Source organism: Spirosoma endbachense, from assembly GCF_010233585.1.
Taxonomy (GTDB): domain Bacteria; phylum Bacteroidota; class Bacteroidia; order Cytophagales; family Spirosomataceae; genus Spirosoma; species Spirosoma endbachense.
This window is the reverse complement of sequence record NZ_CP045997.1, coordinates 3,445,372-3,470,299: the sequence shown is the minus strand read 5'-3', so window position 1 is coordinate 3,470,299 and position 24,928 is coordinate 3,445,372. Positions and strand designations below refer to the sequence as shown.

21 protein-coding genes are annotated in these 24,928 nt (G+C 47.9%); 15 read left to right on the top strand and 6 right to left on the bottom strand.

Annotated features, from left to right (window positions below):
* Window positions 1-9 precede the first annotated feature (9 nt).
* From GJR95_RS13790 to GJR95_RS13735, 12 genes are all read left to right on the top strand, one after another.
* Window positions 10-795, top strand: a complete 786-nt coding sequence (locus GJR95_RS13790) for an L-fucose dehydrogenase (RefSeq protein ID WP_162386418.1) — start codon at window positions 10-12, stop codon at window positions 793-795.
* 124 nt (window positions 796-919) lie between these two features.
* Window positions 920-2,311, top strand: coding sequence for an L-fucose:H+ symporter permease (gene fucP, locus GJR95_RS13785; protein WP_162386417.1), 1,392 nt, complete (start codon window positions 920-922; stop codon window positions 2,309-2,311).
* A gap of 2 nt (window positions 2,312-2,313) precedes the next feature.
* Window positions 2,314-2,640, top strand: a complete 327-nt coding sequence (locus GJR95_RS13780; RefSeq protein WP_162386416.1) for an L-rhamnose mutarotase — start codon at window positions 2,314-2,316, stop codon at window positions 2,638-2,640.
* A 129-nt stretch (window positions 2,641-2,769) separates the two neighbouring features.
* The gene (locus tag GJR95_RS13775; protein ID WP_162386415.1) at window positions 2,770-3,237 is read left to right on the top strand and encodes a hypothetical protein; all 468 of its coding nucleotides are present in this window, start codon (window positions 2,770-2,772) and stop codon (window positions 3,235-3,237) included.
* On the top strand, window positions 3,215-3,415 hold the full coding sequence (locus GJR95_RS13770; RefSeq protein WP_162386414.1) for a helix-turn-helix transcriptional regulator: 201 nt from the start codon (window positions 3,215-3,217) through the stop codon (window positions 3,413-3,415). Before GJR95_RS13775 ends, GJR95_RS13770 begins: the two co-directional genes overlap by 23 nt.
* A gap of 184 nt (window positions 3,416-3,599) precedes the next feature.
* The gene (locus GJR95_RS13765; protein WP_162386413.1) at window positions 3,600-5,780 is read left to right on the top strand and encodes a hypothetical protein; all 2,181 of its coding nucleotides are present in this window, start codon (window positions 3,600-3,602) and stop codon (window positions 5,778-5,780) included.
* Between the two features lie 111 nt (window positions 5,781-5,891).
* On the top strand, window positions 5,892-7,430 hold the full coding sequence (locus GJR95_RS13760; protein WP_162386412.1) for a sulfatase family protein: 1,539 nt from the start codon (window positions 5,892-5,894) through the stop codon (window positions 7,428-7,430).
* 70 nt (window positions 7,431-7,500) lie between these two features.
* Window positions 7,501-8,766: a helix-turn-helix domain-containing protein gene (locus tag GJR95_RS13755; protein WP_162386411.1), complete on the top strand. Its 1,266-nt coding sequence runs from the start codon at window positions 7,501-7,503 to the stop codon at window positions 8,764-8,766.
* Window positions 8,767-8,840: 74 nt separating this feature from the next.
* A complete protein-coding gene (locus tag GJR95_RS13750) occupies window positions 8,841-9,539 on the top strand; it encodes an ABC transporter ATP-binding protein (RefSeq protein ID WP_162386410.1) in 699 nt (232 codons plus the stop codon).
* A gap of 15 nt (window positions 9,540-9,554) precedes the next feature.
* On the top strand, window positions 9,555-11,963 hold the full coding sequence (locus GJR95_RS13745) for an FtsX-like permease family protein (protein ID WP_162386409.1): 2,409 nt from the start codon (window positions 9,555-9,557) through the stop codon (window positions 11,961-11,963).
* A gap of 241 nt (window positions 11,964-12,204) precedes the next feature.
* Window positions 12,205-12,723, top strand: coding sequence for a GNAT family N-acetyltransferase (locus tag GJR95_RS13740; protein WP_162386408.1), 519 nt, complete (start codon window positions 12,205-12,207; stop codon window positions 12,721-12,723).
* 343 nt (window positions 12,724-13,066) lie between these two features.
* On the top strand, window positions 13,067-13,987 hold the full coding sequence (locus tag GJR95_RS13735) for a metallophosphoesterase family protein (RefSeq protein ID WP_162386407.1): 921 nt from the start codon (window positions 13,067-13,069) through the stop codon (window positions 13,985-13,987).
* 49 nt (window positions 13,988-14,036) lie between these two features.
* Here the strand turns inward: GJR95_RS13735 and GJR95_RS13730 are convergent, their stop codons facing one another.
* The 3 genes from GJR95_RS13730 to greA form a co-directional block, all read right to left on the bottom strand.
* Entirely contained in the window at window positions 14,037-17,732 is a 3,696-nt protein-coding gene (locus tag GJR95_RS13730; protein ID WP_162386406.1) for a M12 family metallo-peptidase, read from the bottom strand.
* Between the two features lie 152 nt (window positions 17,733-17,884).
* Window positions 17,885-18,274, bottom strand: coding sequence for an HIT family protein (locus GJR95_RS13725; RefSeq protein WP_162386405.1), 390 nt, complete (start codon window positions 18,272-18,274; stop codon window positions 17,885-17,887).
* Window positions 18,275-18,364: 90 nt separating this feature from the next.
* Window positions 18,365-18,838, bottom strand: a complete 474-nt coding sequence (greA, locus tag GJR95_RS13720) for a transcription elongation factor GreA (protein WP_162386404.1) — start codon at window positions 18,836-18,838, stop codon at window positions 18,365-18,367.
* 317 nt (window positions 18,839-19,155) lie between these two features.
* Between greA and fmt the strand changes: the two genes are divergently transcribed.
* The 3 genes from fmt (at window position 19,156) to GJR95_RS13705 (ending at window position 21,714) form a co-directional block, all read left to right on the top strand.
* Window positions 19,156-20,079, top strand: a complete 924-nt coding sequence (gene fmt / locus GJR95_RS13715) for a methionyl-tRNA formyltransferase (RefSeq protein ID WP_232541183.1) — start codon at window positions 19,156-19,158, stop codon at window positions 20,077-20,079.
* Between the two features lie 75 nt (window positions 20,080-20,154).
* The gene (locus GJR95_RS13710) at window positions 20,155-21,141 is read left to right on the top strand and encodes a polysaccharide deacetylase family protein (RefSeq protein WP_162386403.1); all 987 of its coding nucleotides are present in this window, start codon (window positions 20,155-20,157) and stop codon (window positions 21,139-21,141) included.
* Window positions 21,142-21,192: 51 nt separating this feature from the next.
* Window positions 21,193-21,714: a dihydrofolate reductase gene (locus GJR95_RS13705; RefSeq protein WP_162386402.1), complete on the top strand. Its 522-nt coding sequence runs from the start codon at window positions 21,193-21,195 to the stop codon at window positions 21,712-21,714.
* A gap of 58 nt (window positions 21,715-21,772) precedes the next feature.
* On the opposite strand, the gene GJR95_RS13700 is transcribed toward GJR95_RS13705, so the two are convergent.
* The 3 genes from GJR95_RS13700 to GJR95_RS13690 are packed head-to-tail and all read right to left on the bottom strand — an operon-like array spanning window position 21,773 to window position 24,902.
* Complete coding sequence (locus GJR95_RS13700) at window positions 21,773-22,786, bottom strand: bestrophin family protein (RefSeq protein ID WP_162386401.1); 1,014 nt, start codon at window positions 22,784-22,786, stop codon at window positions 21,773-21,775.
* A 34-nt stretch (window positions 22,787-22,820) separates the two neighbouring features.
* A complete protein-coding gene (locus GJR95_RS13695) occupies window positions 22,821-23,993 on the bottom strand; it encodes a PP2C family protein-serine/threonine phosphatase (RefSeq protein WP_162386400.1) in 1,173 nt (390 codons plus the stop codon).
* Window positions 23,994-24,035: 42 nt separating this feature from the next.
* Complete coding sequence (locus tag GJR95_RS13690; protein ID WP_162386399.1) at window positions 24,036-24,902, bottom strand: sensor histidine kinase; 867 nt, start codon at window positions 24,900-24,902, stop codon at window positions 24,036-24,038.
* Window positions 24,903-24,928 lie beyond the last annotated feature (26 nt).

The window sequence follows — 24,928 nt, the reverse complement described above, 5'->3', positions numbered from 1 at the left end:
CAGCCAACAATGAATCTAAACCTGACCAATAAAATCATCCTCGTTACAGGCGGGGCAAAAGGCATCGGCGAAGGGATTTCGACGGTCCTGGCGGCAGAAGGGGCCATCCCGGTTATTGTTGGCCGCAACGAAGACGATAACCTTCGGACAGTTAACGCCATTCGGGCAACGGGTGGGCAGGCGCATCAGTTTTCCGCCGAATTAACCAAACCCGAAGACTGTAAGCGTGCCGTTGAGCAAACCCTGGCTCAGTTTGGCCGCATTGACGGACTCGTCAATAATGCGGGGGTTAATGACGGTGTAGGGCTGGAAAATGGTAGTTATGAGGATTTTATGGCATCGCTTCATCGAAATCTGGTCCATTATTACCTGATGGCGCACCATGCCTTGCCAGCCCTCAAAGAGTCGAAGGGAGCCATTGTCAATATTGGCTCGAAAGTGGCCGAAACAGGGCAGGGGAACACGTCAGCTTATGCCGCTGCCAATGGTGGGCGTAATGCGCTGACCCGCGAATGGGCGGTCGAACTGTTACCCTATAGTATTCGGGTCAACTGTGTGATTGTGGCCGAAAGCTGGACGCCTTTATACGCCAACTGGATTAAAACCTTGCCCAATCCGGAGAAAAAACTTCAGCAGATCGTCTCGAAAATTCCGCTCGAGCACCGCATGACAACGACCGAAGAGCTTGCGAATGCGGTTGCATTCCTGTTATCAGATAAATCCAGCCATACAACTGGCCAATTAATTCATGTTGATGGTGGTTATACACATCTTGATCGGTCGATTACGGATTGATTAAACAAAAGTGAACAGTTGCGAGCCGCTGGCTCTACCGTGTACTGATTGATGCATAGGAACGGCACGTACTGTACTGGCCGCTGTTCACTACTTACCCAAACAAACACCTAAACCTAAAAGAATGGCTTTACCAACACCAACGACTCCGCCCAAAATTAAGTCGGGCGATAGCGGCAGTTACGGTCTTGCATTTGCACTCGTTACCAGTCTGTTTTTTCTGTGGGGTTTGGCTAATAGTCTCAACGGCTCACTCATTAAGCAGTTTCAGATTGCACTTGACCTGAACCGTTTTCAGGCTGGCATCGTCGATTTTGCATTCTATCTGGGCTACTTTTTCATGGCTTTGCCCGCCGGATATGTCATGCGGAAATTTGGCTATAAACGCGGAATTCTGTTTGGCTTACTGCTCTATGGCGGAGGAGCATTCCTGTTTTATCCGGCTGCCGAAGTCCGGGTCTATAGCTTTTTCCTGCTGGCATTATTCACGATGGCTTGCGGAATTGCTTTTTTAGAAACGGCTGCTAATCTGTACGTTACGGTGCTTGGTGATCCGGCTAAGTCGGAGTGGCGACTGAACTTTTCACAGTCATTCAACGGCATCAGTATCATTCTTGGGCCAATTATCGGGGCGTTGTTTATCTTCTCCAAAACGGAGTACACGCCCGAAATGCTCACCGCCATGGCTCCTGCCCAGGCAGAAACGATCCGAATCGAGGAAGCGCTCTCTGTTCAGGGTCCGTATCTGGTCATCGGATCGATCATTGCCTTTGTAACCGTCTTGTTTGCCGTAACAAAAATGCCCGAAGTGGGCGCTGAGGAAGAACAGGCTGCGGGCAAAACATCCATCTGGGGTGTATTGCGACATCGGCATCTGGCGTTGGGGGTTGTTGCACAGTTTGCTAATGTGGGCGCTCAGGCAACTCTGTGGGGCTATTTTGTTGATCTTAAGCTTGATTTCTCACGGGATGGACACTGGGCACTGGCGGAAACCTATATGAATGCTATTAATGCGATAACCGGCTCACCAACAGATCTGTCGGCGACGCAAATTGCAGGATTCCACGCTTCGTTCGCACTGGTCCTGTTTATGCTGGGGCGATTCGTTGGTACGTCGCTAATGACACGTGTCAGGCCGAATGTCGTTCTGGCCATTTATGCCATTGGTGCGGTAGCGATGGTCGTTATCGCTATGCTGGCTGGCGGACTCACGGCAGTGATTGCATTGAGTTTTACGTATTTCTTCCAGTCAATTCAGTTCCCGACCATCTTCGCGCTGGCTACTAAAGGATTGGGCGCCGAGTCGAAAATTGCATCGTCGCTGGTGATTATGAGCATTGTAGGCGGGGCTCTGATGCCCTTAGTAGCTGGCGCTTTGTTCGCTAAGGGTGCAGTTTATGCCTTGCTGGTGCCGCTAATTTGCTTCGCATTCATCGTTTATTTTGCGCTGAACGGCTATCGGACCAATACCAGTGATCTACATAATCCTAACATCGCACCCGAAATCGCTCCTTAACTATGCGTTACTGTCTTGCTCTCGACCTAAAAGACGACCCAGCTCTAATTGCTGAGTATGAGGGATATCATAAAAAAATCCGGCCCGAAATTGAAGCCAGCATCCGGGAGTCGGGTATAACGGAGATGGAGATTTACCGAATCGGTAATCGACTATTCATGATTATGGAAACTGACGAAACGTTTTCGTTTGAGGCCAAATCGGCTGCCGATGCCGCCAACCCGAAAGTGCAGGAATGGGAAGCGCTGATGTCGACCTACCAGCAGACCTTGCCGATGGCAAAACCGGGAGAAAAGTGGCTGCTGATGGATCCGCTATTTAAGATGTGACTATGATCAGGCTATTTGATTAGCTGCCGGGTCTATGATGCCCGGCAGTTTTTTTGATAAAAATGTAAAGAATACTTTACAATAAGGAAAATTAACTTTACGTTTCTTTGGTATAAACGAACAGATTACATGAAAACGAAATGGTTATTTCCGCATTCGTACCGCCTGATTGGCTGGCTGATTTTCATTCCATCAGTTGTGCTGGGATTCGCAAACCTATATGCTGAATTTAATTTGCCTTTTCTGGCAGTTCCGTTCGGTAGCTGGAAAATACCGGGTGACACCGTTCCACAAAACTTGACCGACGAATTGGCTGGTATTGGGCTCATTACTGGTCTATTGCTTATTGCTTTTTCGCGCGAGAAGGTAGAAGACGAAATGATCGGGCAACTTCGGCTCGAAGCCTTGCAATGGAGTGTGTATGCCAATTATCTGGTGCTGGCAATTGCCATTTTGACGGTTTATGACATGGCGTTTTTTACCGTTCTGATCTACAACATGTTTACGGTTCTGCTGGTCTTCATCGCCCGGTTTCGCTGGCTTATTTTCGGGACAACGATCATTCACGCACGCTATGAAAAATCGACTGAAAGTTGAGCGGGCCGAGCATGATCTCTCACAAAATGAGCTGGCAGACCGTATTGGAGTCAGTCGGCAGACCATCAATTCTATTGAAACAGGGCGGTATGTTCCGTCAACGATTCTGGCGCTAAAACTGGCGCAGGTTTTCGGTAAGCCCGTAGAGCATATCTTTATGCTTGACGAAACAGACTGAAGAATAGCCGTTTTTTTATGAGTGAATGTAAATAAAGCATCGCTAATGAAGAAAGGAAGCAACCAGGAGAAAGGCCTGATAGAGTAGGACAGAGAAATTATTGATTTAGGGTAAATAGGATACTGGCAACGCTAGCGACGAAACCACTAGTGAAAAGGAAGTACAATCCATCTCGACCTACTCGATGAAGCTTATTTTTTACCTGTTTCTGGTTTGCGTTGGTAAGGCTCTCCACGCTCAGTCGCCTAAATCGGCCGTGATTAGGCCCGATAACGGTCGTCCCACACTATTTGTCAACGGAGTTGCCCAAACGCCCACCTTTTATGCCCTTACGCATGCGTATGGCGGACGATGGTCGTGGGAGGAGGTGCCTGCCCGAAATCTGAATAATTTCTGCCAGATCGGCTTTCGGTTGTTTCAGGTTGATTTGTGGCTTGAAGATATCTGGGCTAAAAACAGCGACACACTCGATATCCGTAAGGCACAGCGGCAGGTGCGGGGAGTGCTCGATCAATGCGCCGATGCCAGCGTTGTAATACGCATTCACGTCAACGCGCCCTTTTGGTGGAACAAAGCTAATCCGGACGAGTGCACACAATTTGCCGATGCTCCGGTCGATACAACCCTGAAAGCGGGGCCGCCGTATCATAATGAAGAACACGATATTCACGCAGCCCTGCGGGCGAGTCTGGCGTCGGCTAAATGGAAGCAGGAATCAGGGGAAAAGCTGGCCGAACTGTGCCGGAAACTAGCGAAAACTCCCGAAGGAAATGCCGTCATTGGCATGCATGTAGCCGGTGGTATTTACGGTGAATGGCATTATTGGGGCTTCATAGAGCATGATCCTGATACGGGTCCGGCCATGACGAGTTATTTTCGTAACTGGCTCAGAGCGAAATATAAAACCACTAAAAACCTGCAAAAAAGCTGGCAAACAAAGGGCTTTACCCTCGACAATGCAACGGTGCCCACTACCGTCGAGCGGCTCAGGACCCAGGATGGTTTTTTCAAAGATCCCGTTCAGGAGCAGCGTACGATTGATTACTTCAACGCTCAGCAACAAGTGGTGGCCGACGATGCGATTTACTTCTGCAGGTTAGTGAAAGAAACCTGGCCTCGTCCCATTGTTACGGGTATTTTCTACGGCTATCTGCACATGACCTTCAACCGTCAGACGGTGGGCGGGCATTTATTCATCAGGCAGATTCTGGATAGTCCCTACATCGACTACTTATCGGCTCCACAAACCTATTGGCCCGACAGCCGAAAAGCGGGCGGGTCGGGTAACTCGCGGGGCATTATTGAATCGACTTTGTTACATGGTAAACTATGGCTCGATGAGATTGATAACGGCTATCTGCATGCTAAAAACGATTTTGAGAACATCCGTTACACGGAACGGTACGACTCGACCTACGCCAACATCATTCGGCGGTGTGCCTTACTGCCACTGATGCGGGGTATTGGCTACTGGTTCTATGACTTTGGTCCACAGAAGGGTTTCGGCTGGTGGGATAATCCGAAATATCTGGCCAGTATGAAGGAGGAGAAACAGTTTTTCGAAAAACGACTGTCTATTCCCTATCATTCCGAAGCCGATGTATTGTATGTCTGGAGCCAGGATGTGTTTTATTATTTGAAATCGGCCCCATTACCCATTACGGTTAATGTTCTTGACCAATCCATTGAACAGGCTTTACGGTCAGGTACGGTTGGTGATCAGGTCTATGATTTTGACCTCGACCGGCTTAATCTGGATCAATACAAAGCCGTTGTGTTCATGAACGTCTATAAATTGACGGATACCCAGCGGAAATTTATCATGGAAAAGGTAGCAAAAAATGGCCGTACCATCGTCTGGAACTACCTGACGGGTTATACCAATGGCAATCGACTAGACCTGAATTTTGTGAAATCGCTGACGGGTATGAACCTGGAACGAGCCCATGGTAACCAGATCCCGATAGTGAAATTTTTAAAGCCCAGCTATACCTATAAATTTAGCGGAATTGTGGAGCCTTTGCTGATTGTGAATGATAAAACTACGCAGACGCTGGCCGAGTTAGATGACACCGGGCAGGCCATTATCGCCCGCAAACAAGGTGAAGAATACACATCGGTTTTCTGTGCTTTACCGCTGAATGGCACAGACGGCTTCCGGGAGGTATTTCGGCAAGCTGGTTGCCATATTTACAACGAACAAAATGACTTTACCTACGCTAATTCGGGCTTGCTCCTGTTGCATACTAAAGAAGGTGGTTTACGAACGATTCGGCTAAAAAATGGAAAGTCGGTTAGTTTTTCGTTAAAACAGGGAACAAACCTGCTGTTGAATGTAACGACAGGTGAGGTAGTGTTGAGATGAATAACAATTAATTGATGTAATTTGGTCACTTCGTGGTTTCGTTCAAAACCGTGGCACAGCAACGGCGAACCGTGCTTCTGAACGAAAGCCCTATCCTTATTCGAAAAAACAATGACCTGGTTTACGAACGCTTTTTTAGGCTTGATTACACTGCTTGGCCTTGCCGCTTTTCGTTGGTTTCCGGTAACGAAAATGGCTACTCCCCGGCCAAACATCATCATTATCTTTTCCGACGACCACGCCCTGCAAGCCATCAGCGCTTATGGTAGTCCTTACATTCGAACCCCAAATATTGATCGGATTGGGCGCGAAGGGGCTGTGTTTCAGAACATGTTCTGCACGAATTCGATTTGTGCACCTAGCCGGGCAACATTGCTGACGGGGAAATACAGCCATAGTAACGGCCACCGCGACAACTACACTACCTTCGATGCCAGCCAGCCGATGTTTCCGAAGTACCTGCAACAGGCTGGTTATCAAACAGCCTGGATTGGTAAATGGCATCTTAAAGCGAATCCTCAGTACTTTGATTTCTGGGAAGTGCTGCCAGGCCAGGGATTGTATTATAATCCTAATATCATTCAGATGGATGGTAAGACTGTTCGGAAGGAAGGCTATGTGACAAACCTGATTACCAATGATGCGCTGAACTGGCTGCAAAATAATCGGGATACATCGAAGCCGTTTTGTCTGGTAATTGGTCATAAAGCCCCCCATCGCGAATGGCAACCCGACACCACCGACCTGCACGCGTTTGATGGCCAGACATTTCCGTTACCCGCTACGTTTTATGACACCTATGAAGGCAGAAAAGCGGCCCAGCATCAGGATATGCAGATCACAACCACCATGCGATTGGGCCTCGACCTGAAAGTCGATATTGATACGATGCCAATCATTAAGCGCATGAATCCAGCTCAACTCCGTGCCTGGAAAGCCTACTATGATCCACTCAATCAAGACTTTAAATCCCGGAATCTGACGGGTAAAGCGCTGGATAACTGGAAGTACCAACGGTATATGCACGATTATCTGGCTTGTGTTTTGTCAGTTGACCGGAATGTAGGACGTGTGCTCGATTATCTGGATAAACAGGGAATGCGCGACAATACCCTGATAATGTATTCGTCAGATCAGGGATTTTACCTGGGTGAACACGGTTGGTTCGACAAACGGTTTATGTATGAAGAGTCGATGCATATGCCATTGCTGGTTCGGTATCCGCCCAGGCTCAAAGCGGGCACTGTTACGAATCAACTGTTTGTCAACACCGATTTTGCGCCAACCATTCTGCAAATGGCGGGCCTGCCAATCCCGGCTGATATGCAGGGAAAGTCGTTTTTGCCGCTACCAAAACCGAGCGAGGCCCGCAAAGCTGTTTATTACCATTACTACGAATATCCGGCCGATCACCGGGTGTTGCCACATTTCGGTGTTCGGACAGATCGCTATAAACTGATATACTTTTACGGAAACGGCGAATTCTGGGAGTTTTTTGATTTGAAAACCGACCCAAATGAGCTGAAAAATGATTACGCCAATCCCAAAAATCAAGCTATAATCAGCCAGCTAAAAAAGGAGCTCAAGAAACAAACACTTGCTTATAAAGACACGGAAGCCGACGACATGCTGGCGAAAGAGGGGCTCTGACAAAAGCGTATTGAGGGCTTTCACCGTAACATCAGCTCTAGTTGAGTACAACCGGTGAGCTGGCCATCATATGGAAACGGCGTTGGGAATAAAGCGATGGTTTGTTGACAATAACGTGTCCATCAGAATCCAGCTGGACGAGTGCCATGGCGTCAATTCGTACTTTTACGCCCGTAAAACGTGTTTTTTCATTCCAGAGCCATTCAGCACCTTGTCGGTATTTTTCGAACAGCTTTCTCTGATTTTAACCTATGCAGGCATTGTACAGGGGATTTTTGTTACGTTGCTCCTGAACAGCAAGAGCGTTCGGGAAAGCCGGGCGAATCTGTTTCTCTCCATTTTGCTCCTGGCCATGTCGTTCAGTGTTCTGCACATTTTATATGCCGGACGGATAATGACGCACTTTTCCATCAAAGCCTTCCGGCTCGGCGATCCTACTTTTTTTCTTATTGCTCCTTTGTTATGGTTTTATACTCAGGAACTTACGGGGCACAAAGCCAAACAATCGTTTCGGTTAACCGTTCATTTTATTCCGTTCCTGGTACTGATTTTCTCCTCACTTATTCTAAAAAAAATACCTTCCGACGACCCTGTGATAGTCCATTTAAATGGCCATTCACATTGGCTGGCTATTCTGTTCTGGGTTTTCGTGGTCGTTCAATTTTCTGTGTATCTGTTCTTTATCAATAAACGATGGCTGTCGTATCAGCGATTCATTGAACAGGAGGTCTCCAATACCGAGAATGTTAGCATTGCCTGGGTGCGCTTTTTTATGGGGATCTTTCTGGGAATCACTCTCTTTTTTCTGCTTGTTCTGATTAACCTGATTCATCATGGTAATATGGCCTGGATAAATCGGACCATTGCGGTAATTTTCTCACTGTCTATATTCGCTTTAGGCTACAAAGGGATACTTCAGAAAGAGGTTTTTCAGTTTGATGATGCCGAAATTCCGGCGAGTTCACCTTCGCCGGAAACAGTGGTTAAGAAACCCGACCAGCAACTGATCGATCGTTTACGCCTGTTCATGGAAGACGAAAAGCCCTATCTCGATCCGGAATTAACCCTTAGCAGTCTGGCCAAACAGCTTAATCTTAGCCGGAGTGTTTTGTCACACCTGATCAATGAGGGTGTGGGCGATAACTTTTACGATTTCGTGAATAAATACCGTGTCGAGCAGGTAAAGGAGTTTATGAATGATCCTAAAATGAAGCACTTTAGTCTGCTGGGGGTAGCCCTGGAAGCCGGGTTTAAATCGAAATCGACCTTCAATCTTATCTTTAAACGCTTCACCGGCCTGACCCCAACCGAGTATATGAAAACGGTTCCGAAATAAGACGTCCAACAGGATTTTACCAGACGATCAGCGTGCTCTTGTTCCCGAACATTGCCTAAAAACAAACGAACAAGGTGCAACACAAAAACGCAATCGAACTCACCAGCGTCACGAAATCATTTACGCTGGCTTCCGGCTCATTTCAGGCCTTAAAAAATGTTACCCTTCGTATTCCAGCGGGACAACTAGTGGCCGTAACCGGGAAATCGGGTAGTGGGAAATCCACATTGCTCAACCTCATTACCGGTATAGATAAGCCATCCGAAGGAAGTGTTTCGGTCAATGGAGTTCACATTGACAAACTTTCGGAGAGCGCGCTGGCTTCCTGGCGGGGCCGAACTATTGGGGTAGTGTTCCAGTTTTTTCAGCTACTTCCTACGCTGACAATTCTGGAGAATGTAATGCTGCCAATGGATTTCTGCGATACGTACCCGAAGAAGAACAGGAAAGAACGAGCCCTCCAGCAGTTAGATCGGGTAGGTATTCTTGACCAGGCCGATAAGTTTCCCTCGACCTTATCGGGTGGTCAGCAGCAACGGGCGGCCATTGCAAGGGCTTTGGCAAATGACCCTCCCATTGTCGTTGCCGATGAACCAACCGGCAACCTGGATTCTCAAACGGCATCCTCCATTTTCCTCTTGTTCGCTTCGCTGGCTCAGGCAGGTAAGACCGTCATTGTTGTTACCCACGAAAAAGAATTCTCGGCCTTTTTTGAGAATACGATCGCTATTTCGGATGGGGTTATTACCAATACCTTCACGGTAGCAGCCTAACTACGACCTGAACTCATGAAAATCAGATACCTGAAAGTCCTGCGGGACCTGACATCGGATTATCCGAAAAACATGATGCTAGTCCTCGCGATTGCCATTGGCGTATTTGGCATTGGTAGCATCCTGGGCGGTTATGCGGTCGTGAAGCGGGAAATGGCAGTGAACTACCTGGGCACCCAACCAGCCTCGGCCACTATTGAGCTGGAAGAAGGTATTTCGCGCGAACTAGTCGATCGTGTAAAAACGCTGCCCGGTATTCAGGAAGCCGACCGGCGCGCTACGTTACAAGCCCGAATGAAAATCCACGATAAGTGGTATCCCTTGCTGCTTTTTGTTATTGACGATTTCAGGAAGTTACACATCAGTAAATTCAATCATGTGTCTGGCGATACCGAACCTTCGCTGGGAGCGATGCTTGCCGAACGAACAGCGTTGGGCATGATGGATGCCGGAGAAGGGGCAGAAATTACGATAAAAACCCAAAACGGTTCACCAAAGCTAATTCGAATAACGGGCACTGTCCATGATCCGGGACTGGCTCCGGCCTGGCAGGAACAGGCTGGTTATGGGTACATTACGCTGGCTACGCTGCACTGGCTAGGAGAAAGCCAAAATTTTGATCAGCTCAAAATAAAGGTGAGCACGAATGAAAACTCCCGGCAGCACATTACCCAGCAGGCAAAAGCGGTTTCGGCCTGGCTATCGAAGAGAGGTTATGCGATCCACGAAATTCAGGTTCCACCACCGAATCGGCACCCTCACCAGGGTCAAATGAATGCCGTGATGTCCATTTTTATCGTATTCAGTTTTCTGATTCTGATTCTGGCATCCATTCTGGTTGCTACATCAATGGCTACGCTGATGGTGAAACAGATTCGCCAGATTGGAGTCATGAAAACAATTGGTGCGAACTCGGGGCAGATCGCCAGACTTTATCTGTTTATGATGCTTCTGCTTTGCCTGGCAGCCTTAAGTATCGGCATACCACTCAGTTGGGTGGCTGCCTCGATCTTCTACACAAAAATTGCCGTACTGCTCAATATCGACCTGACCGATCGCTCGATACCGAATTGGGTGTTTCTGGTACAGATGGCTACTGGTATCGTCATTCCTGTTCTGGCCGTTTCGGTTCCCGTTATCCGGGGAAGCAGGCTGTCGGTACGGAGCGCTATGGACCATTATGGATTATCACAAACGAGTTCGGCTCATTCGAGCTGGGTTACCTGGCTAACTCAGGCCCGATTTTTAGGCGATACCCTTAAGCTTTCTCTGCGGAACGCTTTTCGGCAACGCTCACGATTAGGTATGACACTCGGTTTGCTGGCCGCTGGTGGAGCTATGTTTATGACGGCGATGAATGTCTCGGAAGCCTGGACTAATAACCTGCGCCGAATTTATACGCAACGGTTATATGATCTTGAAATACGACTAAACGAGCCTATTCAAGCCGAAACGCTGGCGGCAAAACTGAAGAATATACCTGGGGTGAAGATCGTGGAAATGGGTACTTATGCCCCTGCTTCATTCCTGAAGGATGGCCCTTATACCATTACGCATACATATCCAGATAAGGGCCATGGCAGTTTTACGATACAGGCGATTCCGATTCCAACCCGATTATTAAAACCTACCTTACTGGAAGGGAGCTGGTTAAGTAAGCGTAGCGCAACCGATGTGGTATTGAATCAGTTAGCCCGCGCCGTATCGCCGGGTATCAAATTGGGTGACACCATAACCCTATCCGTCGACGGAAAAGCAACAACCTGGAACGTGATCGGATTTACGGAAGATGTTGGTTCTCCGGCAACCGCTTATGTTTCTTCAGATGCCTTTGCCAGGTACATGGCTACTGACGGCCGCTCAACCTCGTTGCGTATTGCGTTTATGGATCGGAATAAAGCGTATGCAACCAACAAAACCCGTGAAGTTGAAAAGGTACTTGAGCGGGAGAATATCCCCGTTCGTTCGAGCGTACCGGTCTGGCTGTTGCATAATGCCATTGCGGGCCACATGAAGATCTTAATAAATTCACTGCTGGCGATGGCCATACTTATGGCATTGGTCGGTACGCTTGGGTTGTTATCTACGATGAGTATGAATGTTATGGAGCGAACGCGCGAAATCGGTGTGATGCGGGCCATTGGCGCAACACCCCGGAAAATCAGAAACCTGATTGTGTGGGAGGGGCTGGCAATTGGGGCCTTGAGTATTGTACTCGCCTTTGGATTCTCTCTGCTTCTGTCAATCTATCTTGGGCGTTTTATTGGCAATTTGGCTTTCCGTACGCAATTGGGACTCATAATTTCACCGCTTGCCTGTAGCATCTGGGTCGGAATTATTGTGGCTGGTTCCTATCTGGCAACCCTATTTCCAGCGCGCCGGGCTAACAAGCTCACCACACGCGAAGCTCTGGCTTATGAGTAATGAACGGTTTGCCTAATGAGCTTCCTGAACGTTTCATGTTTGGGGAGGTTCATTAGGCAACCTTTTTTTGAGCAGTACCGAAATTAATAAGACCATTGAAAGTCGCCAGTCTCCAATTCATGATTTCAAGCCACGGTTAGTTGTTTTAGTAGCCTATGTATGTCCGAATGTATTCGGACTGGTAATACTTTCGCTATATTCTGATCAGAAACTGTATTTCCTTTGACGTAAACACATCAGTATGCGTATCGACTGTGGCCCTTGTGTTATCCGCTCCTGGCAGCATGGCGATGAAAAACGTCTTCACATCCATGCCAATAACAAAGCAATCTGGCTTAACCTGCGGGATCGATTCCCACATCCCTACACCCAAACGGATGCACAGGCATGGATTAAGCATGTAATTGACCAAAAGCCAGAGATTAGCTTTGCCATTGATGTTGCCGGTGAAGCCGTGGGAGCCATTGGTTTAGAGTTGCATCAGGATATTGAGCGTTGTTCGGCCGAAGTGGGTTACTGGCTGGGCGAGCATTATTGGGGAAAGGGGATCGTGACGGCGGCCTTAAAAGCCGTAACCGAATATGGCTTTAACCAGTTTGAGTTAACCCGTATCTATGCTGTCCCTTTTGTCCGAAATACGGCTTCCATAAAAGTATTGGAGAAGGTTGGCTATCAGCTGGAAGGTATTATGCGCCGGAGCGCCATCAAGGATGGCGAGGTATTAGATCAGGCCTTATATGCCTATATGACAGATCAGTAACCCCGTAAATTATGTTGTCTGAATACGCATCCGAGCCACCGAATCGATTCGGTGGCCTCGCGTAAAGCTGGAACGAGTTTATTGACGGCTTTGCAGATTTTCCAGCCTGATCGCATACTGCTTTTCAGCCGCATTGTATTCGTACCGGAATCGTCCAGGTATTGACGAAAAGTGGTCATCAATATTCATGATCTATCCTGCTAAAGTTCCGCCAGATGAGTATAACATGTTGATTTTCTGTGAACAAATCCGGTTGAAGTCCGCAATTAACTAACAGAAACATAAAACGCGTTTAATCAGCAGTTCACAGGCGAGTCCGTACTTTGCGCAAACCAATGTATGCATGAATCGTCGGGACGTAGTTAGGCGAATGGGTACGGGCCTTGCGGCTCTTTCTACTACTAAGTTGACCGCTGCTCCTCTGGTAGCAGCATCAAAACAACGGGCGCTCCGAATCGCGCATTTAACGGATGTACATATTCAACCGTTGGTGGGGGCCGCAAAAGGCTTTGAAAAGTGTCTCCACCATGCACAGGGGCTGCCAGACAAACCTGATCTGATTATCAACGGGGGCGATGCAGTTATGGAAGCACATGGCCGTGGGCAGGATAGCGTTCGTCGGCAGTGGCGGCTTTATCAGGATGTTCTGCAGAATGAGAACGCATTACCCATTCTGAACTGTATTGGCAATCACGATATCTGGTGTAAGCAGGAAACCACGGCCTGTTTTGAAGCAGGTCGTAAGTGGGCAATGGATGAGTTGCAGATGCCGAGCCGGTATTACAGCCTCGACCGCAATGGCTGGCATATTATTGTTCTCGACAGCGTTCAGCCTAAAGCGGATGGAAGCTGGTATACGGCTCATATCGACGATGAACAATACCATTGGCTTGAAGCTGATTTAAGGGCAACTCCTGCCGAAACGCCGATTCTGGTGATCTCACACGTTCCAATTCTGGCCGCCTGTGTCTTTTTTGATGGTCAGCGTTTTGCCGGTGAAAACTGGAATATACCCGCCCGCTGGATGCACAGCGATACGATTCGATTGACCAACCTGTTTCAGCGTCACCCAAACGTGAAATCAGCCCTGAGTGGCCACATTCATCTTGTCGACCGGGTCGATTATAACGGTATTTCCTATTTCTGTAATGGAGCCGTTAGTGGAGCATGGTGGTTTGGTAGGTATCATCATACGGCTGCCGGGTATGCGATCGTGGATTTATACGATGATGGTTCGGTAGAAAACACCTACGTCAATTATTGAGAAACAAGACTAACCGGTTTTTAGAAAATCGGTTAGTCTTGCCTGCTGGCTATTGCTTTATTACCCGCCAACTGGCGTGCTGGCCGTCGCTGGTCTCAATAAAAAGGATGTATTGTCCGGTTGGTAACGTGCTGATATCCCATTCATCCCGTCGTGTGCGCAGAGCCGGTTGTTTATGGCCTACTTCCCGACCCTGATTATCGTGTAGTCGAAGCGCAGCAAGCGGGGCTCTGGCTGGGCTTACCTCTATAGTCAGCCGAGACGTGACAGGATTTGGATAAACCAAAATGCCGTCAGCCGCCGTCGGTTCATTAGCTAAGGCCAGTGCGCTAACTACGATTGAATTTTTGATTGTACCTGCCGCGCAATTGGTGTCGCTAAGGCCGCTCAACGACAGGCTATAATTGGTAGGTTGGGTAGCCCGTAACAGGAACAGATAGGGCGAGTTGCTTGTCTGGATTACCTGCCCGTCCCATCGGGTAAATTTCCAGGGAGCCAGCCCCGTCAACGCCACCGAAACGCGGGCACTGTCGCCGAGTGGGAACGTCAGTTTATTGCTGCTTAATTCAGCCGTTGGTAGGGCTGATACGGTTACCTGCACCGAATCGCGGGCGCGTACGACGGGCTGGGTTGTTTCCAGATAAAGCACGTAGCGGCCGGGGGCTAGTGTAGCGGGGAGGAGTAACGATAGACCTGCTCCGCGCACAGAAGCCGGTAAGGCCGTCTGTTGATTGCCCGATTTAAAGACAAACGAGAATTGATTGCCAGCTGCCAGTTTTCCCTGCAACCCGTAGTTAGCCGTTAGTGAATCGCCCAGGCAATAGGCCGCTTTATTGATCTTAAGTAAGGTTATCTTCGGTAATACGGTTAAAGTCAGGCTTACTTCATCGCCTGAACATCCGCTGGTGTAACAGCGACTTTTATAAATAGTATTCGCTTCTGGCTTGACCACTAATTGATTGGTACCCCGCACCAACCGGTTCGTGATCGTTTCGGTTTCGCTGGTCCAGGACCATAGTACGTCCGAACAGCCAGCCGCCTGTAGGGTTGTACTTTCTCCAATGTCAATAGTCTGTTTGCTGGCCGTCAGTGTTGGGGTTGGCGCATTGGCACAGGCTGCGTAACGAATTAATTGAAGACCCCCATTGAACCAGACATTTCCCTGAATATCAGCCGTCATATCGCCCATATTGGTATATAACGGCATTTCTGCTAATTTTTTCCAGGTAGTGCCATCATATCGGTAGAGAACATGGGGCGATGCATTGTCTACGACGTATAAATTCCCCATCGGGTCATTGGCCATACTAATTGCATACGAAACGGGCATTGTCGAACTTTTGTCGATTGATGTCCAGGTCTGGCCATTGAATTTAGCCAAAGGCGGAAACGGAAACGTTGAGCTTGACTGCGATACCCACAGGTTTCCTAGTCCATCGGTTGCCAGGCTACTCAGGTATTTTCCCAGCTGTGGCGTGTTATCGGCGTTGAAAATCTGGGTAGCACGCGTTATCGTGTTTACCTGTACCAGTTCATAGGGAGCCGTAGTACTTGCTGAATTGTATTGAATCATCCAGACAACACCCGGCCGGGTAAGGGTTCGATTAATTGAGCGGTTGGCAGGCAGCGAATAGAAACTAGCCAGGGTATCGGCTTTCTGTTCATAAATGCCATTATATGCATAGAATAAGCGTGGGCTGGCCGTAAAGCTCGAAAAATAGTTATTGGTGTTGTAGCTGACTTTATCCGTTAAGTCATTTGTTGCTTCCGAAATTTTTCCCACCTGATAGTAAGGAACGGCAAAGCTATTCTTGAAAATGTTGATCGATGTTCGGTACGTTGCCCAGATCGTACCTGAAGCATCACTACTGATGGCAGATGATACATTCCCAATTTCCCCGCTGGTTGTTTCTCGATTAAACACGCGCAAGGCCAGGCTATCCTGACTGATGCGGGTTGGTCCGTTTATGGTGTTAAACCAAACCGCATTAGTAGCAACAGCCAGTGTTCCAAAGGCTCCGCCCTGGGGCCAATTCGCATTTGTGCTGTTGTTTAGAAGTGACCAGCGATCTGGCAAAACACCCGTACCCGTTTTGAATGATTGAACAATTCGGGTCAGTATACCCGCTGGATATTCCGCGAGCTGCGGATTACTTTCTTCTACTTTAATGTAATACTTCGTATTCGGCAGAAGCTTGTCTGCGATGCCAGTCAGAACGTTACTATTCTGACTATTAGGAGCGGTTCTTATGTAAACGGGATTTGTAAATGTTGAATCGGTAGCGAGAACCATCTGCACTGTCGATTGGGCGCAGGTTTGGTAATACGCATACGGAAATGTCAACGCCGATGCGTCCGAGCTGTAAAACGGCAAACTGATATAATACGGCTCCGGATTAACAACAAACCTCCCGGCTGCCGACCAGGGGCCTGCTTTATCGTTAACAATGGCTCTGGCCCGCCACCGTATGGTACCTGTCGTGTTGATTGTGGCTGTGAAGGAAGCCGTGGGTTGTGTTATTTTTACCGAAGGATTCTTGAAAAACGCATCGAACGCACCCGTCGTTTGAATTTCATACTTCGTTGCGCCATCAACGGGCTGTATGGCGAACTGACAGACGCCCTGATTATAGGGTATAAACCGCTGATCCTGATTCGGTACTAATAGCGTCGGCGCTGCAATGCCCAGAGCCGAAGCCCGCTGAAGCTGGCAAACGCCGGACCAGGCCGATACGCCGAATTTATTGACTGCCCTGACCCGCGCAAAATACGTCTGTCCGACTATTAATTTACTCATGTCATACCCATTGATGATGGTCGTATCGCTGCTGACTGTCTGGGTAAATCCAGCGTCATTTGCGATCTGAATGTCATACCGTTCGGCCAGTGGCTGGCCGGGCCAATACAAAAATGGTGTTCCTGAAAGAGCTACCTGAGCCGGAAGGACGGGTGCTTTATTGGGCAGGCTTAATGTCGCTAAATTTTTGACGGCGAAGTCAGTGATCAACGCTTTGCAAAGCGGATGGAAGGTTAGGTCGCTGCTGCAATAACTCATGATGGAGCCCTTAATACTTTGCAGGGAGCCTGTGTAGCAATCGCCTTCGGCAGTTGAACAAAAATCGATAGGTCCGCCAGGCCAGGTGCAATTATGCGTATGAGGTGAGCCAAAACAATGGCCAAGCTCATGGGCAATGGTGTTCAGGTCGGCCAGGTTCGCGCACGTTGCCTGAACACCTCCACCAAGTCCTCCGGCACCTACTACGGGTTTTGTTGGGAAATAGATCCGTTTATCATAAGGGATCTGGTTGAATTTGCCCGTCCAGTTATTGCTGAAAATAGTGTGAAGCTTATAGATATCCAGTTCGCCCCGATAAGGATCAGGTTCGGTATCTTTCCAAATATGGAAATAAACGACAACCAGTTGTGTGTTAATGTCGCGCTCAAAAATTTTGGATGTCTGTTGAATGCGGTTCAGAAAAAAACTGCGAATGCGATTCGTGTCTTTATCGAATTCCAGGTACGTATCCGAGTCAATTTCAATAGCGATTCGGCATGTATTCCGTTCACCAGCTGCTTTTCGGGCGCGTTGATCGGCCATCAGTCGGGGCAGTTGCCCCATAAGTCGGACCGTACTATCAGGCAGATGACGATCATCGACTCCACATGTAAGCGTTGTCTGGGCCAGCGTTTTTAGAGTAAATAGGGTCAGACAACCGAGTAGTACTACTACGGAGAGGTTCTTCATGTATATGGTGTGGTTCTAATAAAGTCGCAACCAACTACAAAATCTAAGATTATAGATAAGGTGGGTTATCGATGTTATTAATCGGTATCTATACCAAACAAAAACGCCAGCTAATTCGAATTAGCTGGCGTTTTTGTTCGTTGTGATTGTTGTTATAAATGCTGTCGGATAAGGGCTGCTGTCTGCGCCAATTCCTGCTGGCTTGGCTTTAATTTATTATAAAAATTCATGTCGGCTATTGAGTTGAGTGGAATCAGGTGAATGTGTGCATGAGGCACTTCCAGACCAACAACCGCTACGCCAATGCGCTTGCAGGGAATTGCTTTTTCGATAGCAGGCGCCACTTTTTTAGCAAAAGCCATCAATCCGGCGTACAGATCGTCGTCCAGATCAAAAATATAATCAACCTCTTTTTTGGGAATAACCAGCGTATGACCTGTAGCGGTTGGCATTACATCCAGAAAGGCCAGATAATCGTCGGTTTCCGCGATTTTATGAGCTGGAATTTCACCAGCGACGATGCGGGAGAAGATAGAGGGCATAAAAAATGACTAATGTGAACTGGATAATGACTGATGCAAGATAGGAGCCACTACTCATTATCCAGTTCTCATTAGTCATTATCCATTCGTTTACCGGGCAATTTCAACGACTTCAAATTCCATAATTCCTGCGGGCACTTTAATTTCGGCGGTATCGCCAACGCGCTTGCCCAGGAGCCCTTTGCCGATTGGAGAACCCACCGAAATCCGGCCTGATTTTAAATCAGCTTCTTCCTCCGAAACGAGCGTATAGAGCATTTCCGCTCCGTTTTTCTTGTTCTTGATTTTTACCTTCGACAAAACAGATACTTGAGAGGCATCAATCGTGGATTCATCCAGAATACGGGCGTTCGACAACACTTCTTCGAGTTTCGATATTTTCAACTCATGAAGGCCCTGAGCATCTTTTGCAGCATCATATTCGGCATTTTCGCTAAGGTCACCTTTATCGCGGGCTTCAGCAATCTGGCGGGCAATTTCAGTCCGGCCTTTAGTTTTCAGGTCATTCAGCTCTGCCTTGAGCCGGTTGAGTCCTTCTTCGGTATAATAAGAAATTTTTGCCATAATACGTACGTAACTTACTTACTCGTTTTTTCACATTGGGTTTTGGGTTGCTCCTAAAACAAAAAGAACGGTACACCGACCGTTCTGCAACCAAATTGGTTTTCTTTGCAGCCGTGTCAGCGTCGCCGTCGGGAGACCGAAGCGAGCGGTTTAGGGATATGATAGTCTGTTCGTCGCATGGGCATAACCATTTGCCGGTCGATCACTTCTGACGAGACACGTTTGGAGCAACGCATCGTTGATACAAAAATAGAAATACTTCCCGGCTATATCAACAGTTGACTGATCTGCTGGTACAAAAACTGAGTTAAGGATTCATGAATAAACCACTTCGCATTGTATTTATGGGCACGCCCGATTTTGCCGTTGCCAGCCTGCAGCGACTACTGGGCGGTGGCTGCAATGTCGTTGCTGTTGTCACCGCTCCTGACCGACCATCGGGGCGCGGTTTGCAGCTTACGCCCTCTGCTGTAAAGAAAGCGGCTCAAGAGGCCAACCTTCCAGTACTGCAACCTGAAAAACTTCGTGATCCAGCGTTTCTGGAACAATTGGCGAGTTATGAGGCCGACTTGCAGGTGGTCGTAGCGTTTCGGATGTTGCCCGAGGTTGTCTGGGCAATGCCCACTATTGGAACGTTTAACCTGCATGGATCATTGTTGCCCCAGTATCGGGGAGCGGCTCCCATCAACTGGGCCATCATGAACGGCGAAACACAAACAGGCGTCACTACTTTTTTCATTGAAAAAGAAATTGACACGGGGCAGATGATTTTTCAGGATTACGAACCCATTTATCCCGACGACAACGCCGGAACGGTGCATGATCGGCTCATGGAGCGTGGCGCTGCGCTGGTCCTGAAAACCGTTCGGGCTATCGAAGCGGGCGAGTATCCACGAACACCTCAACCTACGGCTGATGAGATGAAACCGGCTCCGAAACTAAGCCGTGAAACCACCGAGATCGATTGGAGCCAATCAGTACATACCATCCGGAATTTCGTTCGCGGTTTGTCACCTTATCCAACGGCCTGGACGATGATAAACGGAAAATTCTTTAAAGTCTATGCGGTTACAGTAGTTAATGACTCGCCTTTTGCGGCCGAAGTAGGGGAGGCTTATACCGATAACAAAAAGACGATTCTGGTTCGGGCGGCCGACGGCTGGTTAAGCCTCGATTCGATTCAGGCCGAAGGAAAACGGCGGATGACTGCTGAGGAGTTTTTGCGGGGGAACCGCCTTTGATCACTTTGTCTAACCGGCTAATTTTGTGATTAACCGGACTCTGTTTGCTGTTATTCCTCCTAAAACCGTTCACATATGAAATTATTTATCGCTTTCTGTCTTCTGATTACAACTGGTGTAGCACAAGCTCAAACGGCAACCTATGCTGAAAAATTAGGCTTCCCGAAAGGGAAAAAAGTAGTCATTTTTCACGTAGACGATGCCGGAATGAGTTATGAATCGAACGTCGGAACGATTAACGCCATCGATAAAGGCATTGCTAATTCGACGAGTATTATGATGCCCTGTGGATGGGTTCCGCAATTCTTCAAATACCTCAAAAAGAATCCAAATGTGGATGCGGGTGTTCACCTTACCCTGACTTCAGAATGGGATAACTACCGATGGTCGCCACTGGTTGGGCGCGACAAAGCCCCCGGTTTGTATGATGAACAGGGTGCGTTCTGGCATTCGGTGGCGCAGGTCGTAGAACACGCATCGGTGGAGGAGGTAGATGCTGAAATCAGGGCGCAACTGGCTCGTTATCGGTCGTTTGGGTTTCAGCCTACGCATATGGATTCACACATGGGTACGCTCTTCCAGCCGAAGTTTGTGATGAGCTACGCAAAGCTGGCGATGGAGGAAAAAATTCCGATCCTCTTTCCCGGTGGTCATGCGTCGTTAATTATTAAGGCTAACAATGTGCCTGCTGACTTGCAGAAGCTGATTCACCAGGTTGGTCAGCAACTTTGGGATGCGGGGCTCCCGGTTCTGGATGATCTGGATGGTACGAGCTATGGCTGGACTTTGCCCGCGGGTACGCCTGTAACCGATGAAAACGTACAGAAATACAAGACCCAGAAGTTCATTGAATTACTGAAATCGGCTCAACCGGGTCTGACTTACATTATCATGCACTGCACGGCGCCAACACCAACATTTGACCAGATCAGCGGTTCGGGTCAAACCCGAAACGGTGATATGCTGGCCATGATGGACCCGGCGCTGAAGGCATTTGTCGAGAAAGAAGGTATCATTGTTACAACCTGGCGCGAACTATTGGAAAGGCGCAAAAAAATGTAAATGAGTGAATGCTGCCTGGTAGGCAGTCGCTCGTCTACTCAATTATTCATTATGAAAATTAGCTTAATCGCTGCGGTTGCGCAGAATGGGGTAATTGGTCGTGATAATGACTTACCCTGGCATTTACCCGATGATTTTGCGTTTTTTAAGCGAAAAACCAGCCATCACCCAATTATTATGGGGCGTAAATCGCTTGAATCGCTGGGGAAACCACTACCTAATCGTACAAACATTGTTATTACCCGAAATCTGAATTTTTCGGCCAGTGGTGTACTCATTGTTCATACCCTCGACGATGCTATTGCTGAAGCAACGAAAGCGATCGAGCAGGCATCGGCCTATCAACCTGATGAAATTTTTGTAATTGGGGGTGCCGAGATTTATGCAATGGCTTTACCCATTGCTACAACATTATATTTGACCGAGCTTTATCAGACTTTTGAGGGCGATGCGTATTTCCCGGCCTTCAACAAAGAAAACTGGCAGGAAGTTAGCCGTCGACCGCACCCCGCCGATGAACGACATGCGGTGGCTTTTGATTTTGTGGAGTATGAGCGAAAAAACATCCTGTAACGGGTCTGACAACCACCTTCCCGAACGTTTAACTGGCGTTTCGGGAAGGTTAGGTTCTTTACATTAGTATGTTGTCGACGGCCTGAACCCGCTGGGGAAGTTCAGTCTCACCGAGCATTTCGCGTAGGTCAATTTCAATGTTACGGCAAATGGCTGTCATGGGAATGTCGTTGATGCTGTTTTCAAATGGATTCTCGCTGGTATCGCCTACAACTTCCATTGTATAGAATACCCAGGCAATTATCGTATAAAAGGGCACCGTTAACCATAGATGTGCGGGGCTTACTTTACTCATTTCGGTGAGTAGTCCGAAAGGGAGGATACCGACGAACATCATCACAAATAAGTAACTGAAGAAAGCGTATTGCCTGGGAAACGGAAACGATTTGATGCGTTCACAAGCTCCCTGTTGCGAATAGAACTCAGTCAGCATTCGCTGCATGTCGGTGTGATAGTATTCTGAAATCAATCCGGCTGCGCGAAGCTCCCGCAATTGTTTCGACTGGCACTTGATAATTTGCGTAGCAGGATTCTGTCGATTAACGAAATATTCGACCTCGTCGTCATGCAGAAACAGGCTCAATTCCTTATCCAACTGCCCCTGATTAAAAGCCTGTTGTTTTTCAACGATATTGGTACCAATGTTGACGTCTTCCTGCCAGATGGGCCGACTGCGCAACTGGATTCGGAGCGCGTTCAGATAGGCGATGTGCCGATAAATGAGCAATTGCTGCATACGATACAATTCGGCGGGTGGATAGCAAACCGGCGTATTGAGCGTACTAACGTAATCCATTACTAAAATCCCCCACGATCGGCTGGCATTGACCAGACTACCCCAGATACGTCGGGCTTCCCACAAACGCTCATAAGAAGAATGACTTTTGAAGCCGATATAAAAGGCAACGGCGGTGCCAATTGTAGCAATTGGCACGAACGGTACGGCCAGAAATGTCCAGCCAGCCCACACATATAACGCACAGATAATGAACGAGTATACGGCAAAAAAAAGGACGGCACGCCAGGCAAATGGGGCTATTATGCGAAAAGGAATACGTTTAGCTGTATACATGATTTGAGCACAAGTTTAAGAGGGATGAAGTGCCTCAGCCTGCATAGTGCAGTGTCAGCGCCGTAATGTCGTCGAACTGAGCATTGTCGCCGATAAATGCCTGAATCTCTTTGAGCACAGTTTCATTAATGTGCCGGGGAGCAGCCGAAACAGTTTCTTCAGCCAATATTTTCTTTACCCGTTCTATACCGAAGCGTTCACCAGTACGGTTGTTGGCATCAGGTACGCCATCTGTATAGGTAAAGAGTGTATCGCCCGGTTTCAGTACAAAAGTGCTCGATACATAGGGGTATTCGCCATCAATGCACAACGCCATACCTCCCATCTTTTTGAGCACTTCAATCTCATTGTTGTGCCGAATAATGAGGGGTGGTTCATGACCAGCGTCTACATATTCAACTACGCCGGTTGTTAGATCGAGAATAGCAACGAATGCCGTAACGAACATCATCGACTGGTTATCGGCACTGAGAAATGAATTGATCCGATAGACTTCTTCGGCAATTTCTTCACAGTTTTTATTGGAAAAATGGCTCTTGAAAATCGCTTTGGTAATGGCCATGAACAGCGATGCGGGTATACCTTTATCAGAAACATCGCCAATCAGGAAAAACAACCGATTTTCGTCCATCAGGAAGTAATCAAACAAATCGCCCCCCACTAGTTTGGCCGCCTTCAGGAAAGCATGAAGATCAAAATCGGTTCGGTGAGGAAACGGTGGAAATGTTTTAGGCAGCATGGCCTGCTGAATTTCCTGCGCAATGTTGATGTCATTCTGAATGGCTATTAACTGATCGTGCTCTTTTTGCGAGTTTACCAGCATCTCGACGTGCCGGATCGTTTTATTGATCGTGATTTCCAGATCATCGAAATTGATTGGCTTCGTCACGAAATCGAACGCTCCCCGGTTCATCGCCGTCCGAATGTTGTCCATATCGTTAAACGCCGAAACCATCACCGCTTTGAGGTACGGATTGTTCTGATCGTTCAGTTTTGACAGAAAAGTCAGGCCATCCATCTCGGGCATATTGATGTCCGATAAAACCAGACGAACATCTTTGTTTTCCTCCAGCTTTTCGAGCGCTTCTGAACCATTGGATGCGAAAATAAACTCAAAATTTTTGTCGCGGATTTGCCTTCTGAATCGCTGAGTTATCAGCATCTCCATATCCGCTTCATCATCTACACTAAGAATTTTAATTGCCATTGTTTTGATTATTAAAGAGTTATAGAACGTTTCTGCACTCGCTTAGTTAAGCGGCAGGTTGATGGTGAATTCAGTAAAATTTCCGGGCTCCGACTCCACGCTTAAGCTTCCTTTGTGCAATTCATTGACTATCTGGAGGCTCAATGACAGGCCAAGGCCTGTTCCTTTTCCAACGGGTTTTGTCGTAAAAAAAGGAGTAAACAATTTTTGCTTGACCTCATCAGGGATACCATCGCCGTTGTCACGAATTTTGACGTCAATATGATCGTCTGACCGCTGCGACGCCACTGTAATGGTTGGCTTATAGCCATCGACCTGTTTTTTTCGGCGCTCATTCACGGCATAGCAGGCGTTAAGCACTAAATTCAGGATGACACGGTTAAACTCATAAGGTGCCAGCAGTACCTTTCCGACGGTTGGATCTAACTGAAATACAAGCGATACCACGAAATCTTTGTCGCCTGATCGCACACCCTGATAAGCCAGTTTGGTAAACTCTTCCAGCATTGTATTCAATTCCGTTAATTCAAAATTCGACGAACCTGAATGTGTTTGCGCCAGCATGCCCAGAATGACCCGTTCGGCGCGTTCGCCATTTTCCCGAATGCGGGTAACATTGCTTTTAAGCATCCCCAGTACGTCAATCAGGTCAGGATATTCTGGGTGATCCTCAAACTTCACCGTAATGCTTTCAATCTCATCAATCAGGTCGAAAGATAGGCGGGCATAGTTGGTGATAAAATTGAGCGGGTTCTTAATCTCGTGCAGAATGCCTGCTGTGAGCTGACCAATTGATGCCAGCCGATCCAGTTCTGCTACGCGTTCCCGGAGCAAGGCCAGTTCCGGATCACCTGTCGGTGAAGAATCTGACGGGCTTCCTGGGTTTGTTACTTGTTTAGAGTCTTCCATACGCAGGGTTTACGAGGTAGTAGTGG

Bases quoted from the DNA above. Each gene is read 5' to 3' on its own strand.
- GJR95_RS13770 (WP_162386414.1), top strand. From the start codon at position 3,215: ATGAAAAATCGACTGAAAGTTGAGCGGGCCGAGCATGATCTCTCACAA.
- GJR95_RS13690 (WP_162386399.1), bottom strand. From the start codon at position 24,902: ATGGAAGACTCTAAACAAGTAACAAACCCAGGAAGCCCGTCAGATTCT.
- greA (WP_162386404.1), bottom strand. From the start codon at position 18,838: ATGGCAAAAATTTCTTATTATACCGAAGAAGGACTCAACCGGCTCAAG.
- GJR95_RS13755 (WP_162386411.1), top strand. From the start codon at position 7,501: ATGGAAACGGCGTTGGGAATAAAGCGATGGTTTGTTGACAATAACGTG.
- GJR95_RS13780 (WP_162386416.1), top strand. From the start codon at position 2,314: ATGCGTTACTGTCTTGCTCTCGACCTAAAAGACGACCCAGCTCTAATT.
- GJR95_RS13695 (WP_162386400.1), bottom strand. From the start codon at position 23,993: ATGGCAATTAAAATTCTTAGTGTAGATGATGAAGCGGATATGGAGATG.
- GJR95_RS13740 (WP_162386408.1), top strand. From the start codon at position 12,205: ATGCGTATCGACTGTGGCCCTTGTGTTATCCGCTCCTGGCAGCATGGC.
- GJR95_RS13760 (WP_162386412.1), top strand. From the start codon at position 5,892: ATGACCTGGTTTACGAACGCTTTTTTAGGCTTGATTACACTGCTTGGC.
- GJR95_RS13745 (WP_162386409.1), top strand. From the start codon at position 9,555: ATGAAAATCAGATACCTGAAAGTCCTGCGGGACCTGACATCGGATTAT.
- fmt (WP_232541183.1), top strand. From the start codon at position 19,156: ATGAATAAACCACTTCGCATTGTATTTATGGGCACGCCCGATTTTGCC.
- GJR95_RS13700 (WP_162386401.1), bottom strand. From the start codon at position 22,786: ATGTATACAGCTAAACGTATTCCTTTTCGCATAATAGCCCCATTTGCC.
- GJR95_RS13765 (WP_162386413.1), top strand. From the start codon at position 3,600: ATGAAGCTTATTTTTTACCTGTTTCTGGTTTGCGTTGGTAAGGCTCTC.
- fucP (WP_162386417.1), top strand. From the start codon at position 920: ATGGCTTTACCAACACCAACGACTCCGCCCAAAATTAAGTCGGGCGAT.
- GJR95_RS13710 (WP_162386403.1), top strand. From the start codon at position 20,155: ATGAAATTATTTATCGCTTTCTGTCTTCTGATTACAACTGGTGTAGCA.
- GJR95_RS13775 (WP_162386415.1), top strand. From the start codon at position 2,770: ATGAAAACGAAATGGTTATTTCCGCATTCGTACCGCCTGATTGGCTGG.
- GJR95_RS13725 (WP_162386405.1), bottom strand. From the start codon at position 18,274: ATGCCCTCTATCTTCTCCCGCATCGTCGCTGGTGAAATTCCAGCTCAT.
- GJR95_RS13735 (WP_162386407.1), top strand. From the start codon at position 13,067: ATGAATCGTCGGGACGTAGTTAGGCGAATGGGTACGGGCCTTGCGGCT.
- GJR95_RS13790 (WP_162386418.1), top strand. From the start codon at position 10: ATGAATCTAAACCTGACCAATAAAATCATCCTCGTTACAGGCGGGGCA.
- GJR95_RS13730 (WP_162386406.1), bottom strand. From the start codon at position 17,732: ATGAAGAACCTCTCCGTAGTAGTACTACTCGGTTGTCTGACCCTATTT.
- GJR95_RS13705 (WP_162386402.1), top strand. From the start codon at position 21,193: ATGAAAATTAGCTTAATCGCTGCGGTTGCGCAGAATGGGGTAATTGGT.